At 75.9% G+C, this 2,376-nt stretch carries 2 protein-coding genes and 1 pseudogene; 1 reads left to right on the top strand and 2 read right to left on the bottom strand.

The features are described from left to right. Positions 1-281 precede the first annotated feature (281 nt). The gene (gene leuE, locus MHW47_RS34575; protein ID WP_239227789.1) at positions 282-965 is read left to right on the top strand and encodes a leucine efflux protein LeuE; all 684 of its coding nucleotides are present in this window, start codon (positions 282-284) and stop codon (positions 963-965) included. Between the two features lie 25 nt (positions 966-990). Here leuE and MHW47_RS34570 read toward each other — a convergent pair whose 3' ends face one another. Together MHW47_RS34570 and MHW47_RS34565 are read right to left on the bottom strand one after the other, a co-directional pair. After that, a complete protein-coding gene (locus MHW47_RS34570; RefSeq protein ID WP_239227788.1) occupies positions 991-1,917 on the bottom strand; it encodes a class I SAM-dependent methyltransferase in 927 nt (308 codons plus the stop codon). Between the two features lie 90 nt (positions 1,918-2,007). Next, positions 2,008-2,376 (bottom strand): annotated as a pseudogene (locus MHW47_RS34565) (hypothetical protein); the annotation flags it as partial.

Here is a 2,376-nt window from a genome sequence, read left to right as displayed (position 1 = left end):
GGCGGGCTGCTCCTTGCAGCCCGCGGTCACGGCGGCCAGCGCCACCACGGTCACGGCGGCCGCCGCCCGGCCGCCCCGGCGTGCGCCACCGCGCCCGGTCCTGCCCGTGCCTGTCATCTCCCGACCCCCTGCTTTCCCGGCTGCTGCGTCCTCGACTCGTGTGTGCGCGTATCTCATGGGACGGGTTCCCGCTCGGCCCGGTTGCCCAATCCCCGCGGTCGAGAGGAAAGCGTGACCTCCGCGCGTTCCGGGGGCCGCGGACGCGTGCGACACTCCGTCGCATGCTGGGTGTCACCGACCTTCCGACCTATCTCGCCGGCCTCGCGCTGATCGTGCTGCTGCCCGGTCCGAACTCGCTCTACGTGCTCTCCGTCGCCGCCCGGCGCGGGGTACGGACCGGCTACGCGGCCGCCGCCGGGGTGTGGACCGGGGACGCCGTCCTGATGACGCTGTCCGCGCTGGGCGCCTCGTCGCTGTTGCAGACCACGCCCCTGCTGTTCGCCGTCGTCAAGTACGCGGGCGCCGGCTATCTCACCTGGATGGCCATCGGCATGCTGCGGGCCGCCCTGGCGATGTGGCGCGAACGGCACCGCAGGGTCGCCGAGATCACCGGCGAGTCGGCCACGGCGGACGCGACGGGCGCGGTGCCGACCGCGCGGGCCATGGAGCGGCCGTACCGGCGGGCGCTGGTCGTCAGCCTGTTCAACCCGAAGGCGATCCTGTTCCTGATCTCCTTCTTCGTGCAGTTCGTGGACCCCGGATACGCCTACCCGGCGCTGTCCTTCCTGGTCCTGGGCACCCTGCTGCAGATCGCCAGCTTCCTCTACCTGTCCGTGCTGATCTTCGGCGGCACCCGGCTGTCGGACGCCTTCCGCCGGCGCAGGCGGCTCTCGGCGGGCGCCACCTCGGCGGCCGGAGTGCTGTTCCTCGGCTTCGCCGCGAAGCTGTCGCTCAGCAGCGTCTGACGGCCGGGCCCGGGGCCGCCCTCGGTCATTCCGCCCGCAGGTACGCCGAGGTGGAGACCCGCCCCAGCAGCCGCAGCCGGGACGCGCCGCCCGACAGATGCGCGTCCAGCGCGTCCCGCACCCCCGGCCAGGCCGCGTCCCCGTAGTCGTCGAGCACCACGATCCCACCGGGGGCCGCGATCTCCTCGACCCACTCCAGATCGGCGGCCACCCCCGGCCCGGAGTGGTCGCCGTCCACCACGATCACCCCGTACGACCGGTCCCCGGCCTCCGCCCGGACCTCCGGCGCACCGGAGAAGCCCCGCACGATCCTGGGGTGGTGCGTCGTGCCACCGCCCGTCAGCGCCAGGTTGGCGCGCACCACGTCCTCGCGCACCGGGGTGCCGGTCGGGTCGGCGGGCTGCGCGGTGCCCGGCTGGAGCTGCGAACCGGCCAGCGGGTCCACGATCGTCAGCTCCGGCTCCGTGCCCGCCCGGTGCGTCATCCGGGTCAGCGCGGCGGCGAACAGCCCGTACAGCGTGCCGATCTCCAGGATGCGGCCGTTCGGCGGGGCCAGCAGCGGCACGGTCGCCAGCTTGCCGCACACGTTGGACGTCGAGCCCGCCAGCCGCCCCACGCCGAGCGCCTCCAGCGCCACCACCGTCCGGTAGGCGGCCACCACGCTCCGGCGCGCCGCCGCCGCGTCCCCGGCCAGCGCCGCCACCTGGCCGACCAGCCGGTCGAACTCGGCGGGCGGCGGCATACGGTGCGCGCCGCGCCCGGTGCCGTCCAGCAGCAGCTCCAGGGCGTACCGGGAGTGCCGCTCGTCCTCGTAGTCCCGGCGCAGCGCGGCGAGTTCCCCGCGCAGCGGGGCGGCGGCGCGCTCCACGCGCGACTGGATGCGGCGGTCGACGAGGGCGGCGGCGGGGCGCAGCGCCCGCTTCGCCAGACGGGTGTTCAGCAGGGAGGCCATGGCTGGGAACGTACGCGCGGGCGCGGGCCCGCTCCCACCACGCGGAGATGAAGTCTCGGTGTCGCCGGGACCACGCTCCGGGAAGCCCCGCTATTTCGCGCTTTTGCGCCGCCGGCGCCCGAAACGCCCCGCCACCCCCACCGCGACCAGGCCTGCCAGCGCCACCGCCCCCGCGAGGGCGCCCGCCCTCAGACCCGGCGGGCGGTACGCGCAGTCCAGCACCGGGTGGTCGCCGCTCACCGGCACCGCGACCAGGCCCAGGTACGAGTCGGCCGGGCGGCCCTGACACCTCCAGCCGGCGATCCGGGGCGCGGCGAGCACCGCCAGGCCCCGCGTGTGCGGCGGGAGTTCGGCCCGCACGCCGCTGCCGGTGACCGCGACCCGGGTCGCCCCCGTCCGCTTCAGCCCGGCCACCGCCGCCGCCAGCCGGTCCCGGTCCAGGCAGCCGACCGCGTCGTG

This window comes from Streptomyces sp. OfavH-34-F, from assembly GCF_022347745.1.
Lineage (GTDB): Bacteria > Actinomycetota > Actinomycetes > Streptomycetales > Streptomycetaceae > Streptomyces.
Note: the sequence above shows the minus strand (reverse complement) of the source record. Positions and strands in the feature narration are given on the sequence as shown.